Source organism: Dyella sp. EPa41, assembly GCF_016586165.1.
Classification (GTDB): Bacteria; Pseudomonadota; Gammaproteobacteria; order Xanthomonadales; family Rhodanobacteraceae; genus Dyella.
Map to the genome: position 1 here is coordinate 1 of NZ_BCPR01000124.1, position 7173 is coordinate 7173.

The 7173-nt window shown below is 67.1% G+C and carries 3 protein-coding genes; 2 read left to right on the forward strand and 1 reads right to left on the reverse strand.

Translation table 11 applies throughout. The features are described 5' to 3' along the window. Window positions 1–891: 891 nt before the first annotated feature. A complete protein-coding gene (locus tag JMF82_RS21270; protein ID WP_201316524.1) occupies window positions 892–2220 on the reverse strand; it encodes a tyrosine/phenylalanine carboxypeptidase domain-containing protein in 1329 nt (442 codons plus the stop codon). 505 nt (window positions 2221–2725) lie between these two features. Between JMF82_RS21270 and JMF82_RS21275 the strand changes: the two genes are divergently transcribed. Further along, the gene (locus JMF82_RS21275; protein ID WP_201316525.1) at window positions 2726–4054 is read left to right on the forward strand and encodes an amino acid permease; all 1329 of its coding nucleotides are present in this window, start codon (window positions 2726–2728) and stop codon (window positions 4052–4054) included. Between the two features lie 88 nt (window positions 4055–4142). Then, on the forward strand, window positions 4143–6329 hold the full coding sequence (locus JMF82_RS21280; RefSeq protein WP_201316526.1) for a beta-galactosidase: 2187 nt from the start codon (window positions 4143–4145) through the stop codon (window positions 6327–6329). Window positions 6330–7173: the final 844 nt, after the last annotated feature.

Below are 7173 nucleotides of genomic sequence, written 5' to 3' on the forward strand. Positions count from 1 at the left end.
GACAGGGTTGCCTCGATTCGCGGTGGTCGCGACTGGAAGGCAAAGGAACATCGCCACGCTGCGGTCGCGCACTGGGTGCGCTCCTACAGAGGTAGGGAGGAATTTCGCGAGCCCCACCCCTCACCCCAGCCCTCTCCTCGCTCCTCAAAGCCGCGGCCATCCATGGCCGCTCCCCGCGTGCCCCGGAGGGGAGAGGGAGAGGGAGAAAAAGCCAGCGGTGCGGTGCGAATAAATCCCCTCACGGCTCAACGACGTTGCCTTGAGTCCTCTCCGCTTCGGCGCGTTGCGGTGTAGCGGCTTCGTTCGAGGTAGTAACGAGCCCATCCCGATTGACCTCAGTCGGCCGACGCTTCTATTCCACGTACCGCTATGAGCCCTGGCTCTCAAGGCCATTTTCTTTGGGTTACTTTTCTTTGACTCCGGGCATCCTGCCCTCCGCCCTACGGGCCGGCTTCGCCGTTCGCACGCGCTCCTGCGCGTGCGTGGGCCAGCAAAAGAAAAGTGACTCGAGCGTCCCACGGGACTAGCTTCGCGTCGCCGGCAGGGGATCGAAACGCCCGCCGCGTAGGCGGCACTCTTGCGGAAGCGGAGCTACCGAAGGCAATAGCCCGCTTTCACAAGAGCAATAAACGTGCAGATAGGCGCGAAAGGCTGTCGCGCACAGGGTGCGCTCCTACAAGGGGACGTTGCGCAAAGTGAAAGTGAACCGGTCGCGGCAGCGGTTCGGAAGCCCGCCGTCCTACGGGAACTCCCTTCGGTCGCAGGCGAGCCAGGTCGCAGAAAGCCGGCAACGACAGCACTACAAATCTTCATGCATCGAAACGACGGACATGCAGACCGGCGCGAAAGGCTGTCGCGCACTGGGTGCGCTCCTACAAAAAGACGAAGCGGCTAGCGCCACTGCGTCTGCAGCGTCTCATCCACCAGTGCGTTCTCGAACGCCACGAAACTGTCGAGGTTGAGCGTATCGAGGCGGAAGCGCTGGGCCGCGGTAAAGAACGCCAGCAGCGACAGCACGCGCTGTGGATTCCGCGCCCACGGCGGCACATACACGGCGCGCGATATCAGGCCGGTTTCCAGGTAGGGCGACAGCGTGATCACGTCCGTGGTCGTCACGCGGCCCGCGAACAGCAACGGCAGCATCTCCGCCTTGCCCTCCTGCAGCGCCTTGCGGATGAAGAGATACACGATCATCACGCCCTGCAGGTACGCGCCATCCTTGGTGAAGCAGATGCGGCCGCGCACATCGCCGCCGCGGAAGATGCGCGAGGCGCTGCGATAACTCTCCACCGGCGTCTGGCCGGCGTCGAGGAAGCCGCGGAACACTTCGATGAAATCGGCGCCGTCGAGCGCGCGCTTCACCATGATCACGCGCAGCGCGACGCGGCGCAGCCTGGCAAGATCGATGGAGCCGGTGATGATCTCCGAAAACGTGGCCAGGCCTTCCTGCGCGCGCGTCGTGCGGGGAGAACCCAGGCCCAGGGATTTCAGGTGGGGCTGGTGCTTGCCGTTGAGCAGCGTGGCGGTGTGCACGAAGGCTTCGTGTTCGGTCAGCTGCGCCAGGTCCAGCTCGGAGAACAAGGCGGTGGAGCGCAGGTTGATGCTCTTGCTGCCCGCGGTGGCCTTCGACGACAGGTCGGGGTTCAGCACCACGTCGACCCGGTCCCTGTCGAAGAACGAGCCCAGGCGCTCGCGCAGGCGTTCGGCGAACTCCTCGGCCGGAATGTCGGCCGGCACCGACGGGATCGCCTCGCGGCTGATCAGGTCGTCGGTGATCGAGATGACGTCCTGCGCCGCGTCGTATGCACTGGAGGTCTGGCTGCTGTGCACGCCGTCGGGGCGGCCATACAGGGCCGTGGAGCAACGCGTGAATGTCTCGTTGCCGACGTTCATCAGCATCTGCGCCGCCGTGAGGTAACTCCATGCGGTCTTGAACAACCAGTCGCCGATCGGGTGGCCGCGATCGAGCTTGCCCATGATGGCGCGGAGCGCGTCCATTTCACCGCTGAGATCGGGATGGCGGCGCGGCGGATCGGGCAGCTGCGGATTGCCGCGCTCGTACCCTTCGAGAAACGTGGCCTCCAGCTCGACGGGCCAGTCGATGGCCTTGAGCACGCGGATCTTCTTGCCCACGTTGACCAGCTCGCGGTCGAGTTCGAGCAAGGGGCCCAGGGTCGGATCGTCCTCGGGGCGGACCGCTTCACTCTCGACGATACTCATGACGCCTCCAGGGAGGGCGCCGGCCGGTGTCCCGGCCGGCATGCAGCGATGGGGAGACCGGAACTGTGCGCCCGCACCCCGTGATGCGCTAGCGAAGAACTACTGAAACCGGAAGAAAAAAACGTAACGGCGCCCGATTGTTGCAGCCGCATGTCGAAGTCGATGGCGAAACCGCGCTATCGTCCGGCCTTCGTATCCTCAGGGAAGCTCTGATCTATTCCATGTGGGTGTCACCGGTTCTGTCTGCCCGCAGATGAGTGTTGCGCTGGCGCACGCGGGGAGAGGAACAGGGATGTCCTCGGCTTTGAGGAGCGAGGAAGGCGGGCTGGCTGCCTGTCGAGGCAGCGCGACGCACAGCGGTGGGCAGACAGAGCCGGCCCTGCGGGTGGCATGTTGTCCAGAAAGCCACCAGGCGGCGTCACGCGCCGTCGCCTGGTGGCTTTCTGGACAACATGCCACCCGCATGGAATAAATCAGGGACTCCCTAAGGATGCTGTTGCGCACCATGACTGCCGAGACCACCCCCTCGTATCTGCGCCGCCTGGGCACCTGGGATGCCGCCGCCATCGTCATCGGCGGCGTTATCGGCGCCGGCATCTTCCGCAGCGCATCCACCGTGGCCGAGCGCACCTCCTCGGGCGCGCAGACGCTGGCGCTGTGGGCCATCGGCGGCCTGCTCACGCTGGCCGGCGTGCTCTGCTATGCCGAGCTCGGTGCGCGCCGGCCGCAGGCGGGTGGCGTCTACATCTACCTGCGCGAGGCGTTCGGCCAGCTGCCGGCCTTCCTGTTCGGCTGGACCATGGCGCTGATCAACTACCCCGGCAGCGTGGCGGCCGTGGCCACCACCTTCGCGGACTATTTCTGCGCGGCCATCGGCCTGCCCGCGACGTGGGTGAGGCCGGTGGGCGCCGGCGCCATCGCCTTCATCGTCGCCGTGAACTTCTTCGGCATCCGCGCCGGTTCGCGCATGCTCAACGTGTTCACCGTGCTCAAGGTCTCGGCCATTGCCATGCTCGTGGTGGTGGGCGTGGTGCTGGCGCACGGGCAGTTCGGCAACGTGCTGGCGGTGGATACCACCCGCAACCTGCCGCCGGGCGCCTTCCTCGGTGCGCTGTTGCCGGTGCTGTTCACCTATGGCGGCTTCCATTACCTGAACGATCTGGCTGGCGAAGTGCGCGACCCGCAGAAGACCTTGCCGCGGGCGCTCGGCCTGGGCCTGGGCGGCGTGGTGGTGTGCTACGTGCTGGTGAACTTCGCCTACCTCGCCGGCCTCGGTCATGCGGGCCTGGCGGCCAGCCATGCGCCGGCTGCCGACCTGATGCACGCCCTGTTCGGCGAGGCCGGCGCGACCGTGATCGCCGTCGGCATCGCCTGTTCCACCTTCGGCTATTGCAGCATCGCCATTGCCGGCGGCGCGCGCGTGCTGCAGACCATGGGCGCCGACGGCATGCTCTTCAACGCGGTGGGCCGCATCGATCCGCGCTGGCACGCGCCGCGCGTAGCGCTGGCCGTGCTGGGCGGTTGGGCCGTCGTGCTGGTGCTTTCCGGCAGCTTCGGCCAGCTGGTCGACTACACGACGGTGGGCGAATGGTTGTCGCATGCCTTCGGCATCGCCACGCTGTTCTGGTATCGCCGCCGCTTCCGCAGCGAGCCCTCGCCGTATCGCGTGCCGTTCTACCCCGTGCTGCCGCTGTTGTTCGTGGGCACGGTACTGAGCGTGATCGTGGCCACCGCCATTCACCAGCCGGGCGACGCAGGGATGAGCCTGCTGCTGATCGCCGTGGGCGTGCCGGTGTATTACGCGTGGCGCGCATGGCAGCGGAAAAGAGCATGATCTTGCGTTGTGTGCGAGCGTTGGCGCAGCAAGGCAAGCTTCAGATGACACAGGCATACTGCCGCCACTTCTTCGCATCGAGTCGCCGATGAGACGGACCGCCCCACTAGTCGCCTGTTGCCTGCTGGCCCTCGCGGGCTGCCAGAAGGCTGCTGACACCGACCGGGCCGATCTCAGTCGCGTCGCCGCCGCGCCGCTGTCCACCGCCAAGGCGCAGGCCGCCAGTGCGCCCGCCACGCAGACCGCGCTCGCCCATGTCGATCGCGACGGCGCGCCGATCACCGTGGCCGGCATGTCGCTGCAACGCTACGTGTTCCAGCCTTCGCCGCAGCCGCAACTCACCGTATCGCTCGACAAGGGCGAGTGGGACTGGTCGAAGGAAGGCTCGCTGCGGGTGGACATGCAGAACGCCATGCCGTGGGCCATCACGCTCACCGTCGACATCGATGGCGCCGCGGAAGGACAGCACCTGCACGCCACCGTGGGCATCCCGGCCGGTCCGCCGCAGACGCTGGTGATCCCGTTGCATGCCACCTCGCCGCGGGCGATGGGCATGCAGGCCGGCCCGCCGATGCCGTACATGGCCGGTGGCAAGCGCGTCTTCATCGCCACCACGGTGGAAGGCTCGGTCGACCTGGCCCATGTGAAGGCGGTGCGCCTGGGCATGCCCGCGCCCACGGCTGCGCAGACCGTGCTGTTCGGCAAGCTCGACACCTCGCGCGGCGACCACGACCTGCGCGACGCCTATACCGGCATCGTCGATGCCTGGGGCCAGTACACGCGCGGCCAGTGGCCGGGCAAGATCGATTCCGACGACGCATTGCGTGGCGTGCGGCACAAGGCCAAGCCCGCCGCGATCGGCCCGGCCGTCGCGCACAAAGGCTTCGATCGCTACGGCGGCCGCACCGACCTGCCGGCGTTCAAGGCCAGCGGCTGGTTCCGCACCGAACAGCGCGATGGCCGCTGGCACCTGGTGACGCCCGAAGGGCACGCCTTCTTCTCGCTGGGCGTGAACGTGGTCGACGACGACGGCGGCCGCACCTACATCGAAGGCCGCGAGTTCATGTTCAAGGACCTGCCGCGCAACAGCGGCCGGTGGGCGCCGTTCTTCGGCACCGAGGGCAAGCCCTCCGGCGATCAGTCCGCTTCCGCGGGCATGGCCTATAACCATGGGCGCTGGTTCGACTACTACTCCGCCAACCTGTTTCTCGCCGATGGCCACCATTGGCGCCAGGCATGGCGCTCGCGCACGGTGGACCGGCTGGAGAACTGGGGCTTCAACACGCTGGGCAACTGGAGCGACGAGGCGCTGACCCAGGCACACCGTTTCGCCTACACGCGCTCGGTGAACATCGCCGGCGTGTTCGGCAATGTCTCCAGCGGTTACGACTACTGGGGCCGCATGCCCGACCCGTTCGACCCGCGCTTCGCCCAGGCGGCCGACACGGCGGCGGCGCAGGCCGCCAAGGAAGTACGCGACGATCCCTGGTTGCTGGGCTACTTCGCCGACAACGAACTGGCGTGGGCCGGGCAGGGCCCGCAGGGGCGCTGGGGGCTCGCGCAGGGCACGCTGCGCGGCGAGGCGCGCAGCCCGGCCAAGCAGGCCTTCATCGACGTGCTGAAGAAGAAGTACGGCACACCGGCGAAGCTTGCCGCCGCCTGGGGCATCGCGCTGGATTCGTGGGACGCGCTGCAGGCGACCAACTACGCCGCGCCCGATCCGAACGAAGCGCACCCCGCCATCGCCGACGATTACAGCGCGTGGCTGCGCCAGTACGCGGACCAGTACTTCCGCACCGTCGCGCAGGCCATCCACAAGCATGACCCGCACCACCTGTTCCTCGGCGGCCGCTTCGCCGTGCACACGCCGGAAGCCGTGGCCTCCTGCGCGCAGTACTGCGACGTGGTGAGCTTCAACGGCTACGCCGACGTGCCCGAGCACGCCTTCGACGCGGCCGCGTTCGCCAAGCTCGGCAAGCCCGCGCTGATCGGCGAGTTCCATTTCGGTTCCGACGACCGCGGACCGTTCGGCAAGGGCGTCGTCCCGGTGTGGAACGAACAGCAGCGCGGCGAGGCGTACGCGCGCTACGTGGCCGCCGCCGCGGCCGATCCGGTGATCGTCGGCGTGCACTGGTTCCAGTACGTCGACCAGCCCATCACCGGTCGCCTCATCGACGGCGAAAACGCGCACATCGGCCTGGTCGCCATCACCGACAAGCCGTTCAAGAGCTTCGTCGACGCCGTGCGCGAGGCGAATCGCAACACCGGCTACTGAGTCCAGGCCCTCACTGGCATTGAGGCATTTGCGTAGCGTTCCCTTGTAGGAGCGCACCCTGTGCGCGACAGCCTTTCGCGCCAGTCTGCATGGTTCGATGCATGAAGATTTCTAATGCTGTCGTTGCCGGGTTTCTGCGACCGGGCTCGCCTGCGACCGAAGGGAGTCCCCGTGGGACGGCGGGCTTCCGAGCCGCTGCCGCGGCCCGGGTCACTTTCTCTTGCTTGCCCAAGAGAAAGTAACCAAAGAGAATGGCACCCCGCGTGGCGCTGTCTGGGCTTCGCCCAGCCAGTCCGTGAGGGGCGGCCGGGCTTTTCGACCGGGCTCCTGCCCGGACGAAAAGTGCCCGACATCCGTGTCGGGCACCCCTGCGGGGCCTCATCGTCCACCCCTCACCGCCCCACAGGGGTCGTTTGAAGGCTCGTGCCGCTGCGCGGCACATCGCATCGCGATGCCGCCGGTGACTGCGGTTCGTTGTGGGAGCGCACCCAGTGCGCGACCGCGGACTGACATGGTCGCCTCGATTTGCGGTGGTCGCGACTACCGCGGCATGTTCCGGCGTTGCGGTCGCGCACTGGGTGCGCTCCTACCGAGGTAGGGAGGAATTTCGCGAGCCCCACCCCTCACCCCAGCCCTCTCCCCGGAGGGGAGAGGGAGAAAGGGGGCGGCAGCCCATAGGCTTCATCACGGCTCAGCGACGTGGCTTTAAGTCCTCTTCGTATCGGCGCGTTGCGGTGTAGCCGCTTCGTTTGAGGTAGTAACGAGCCCATCCCGGCTGGCCTCGGTCGTCCGACGCTCCTATCCCGCATATCGCTATGAGCCTTGGCTCTGAAGGCCATTTTCT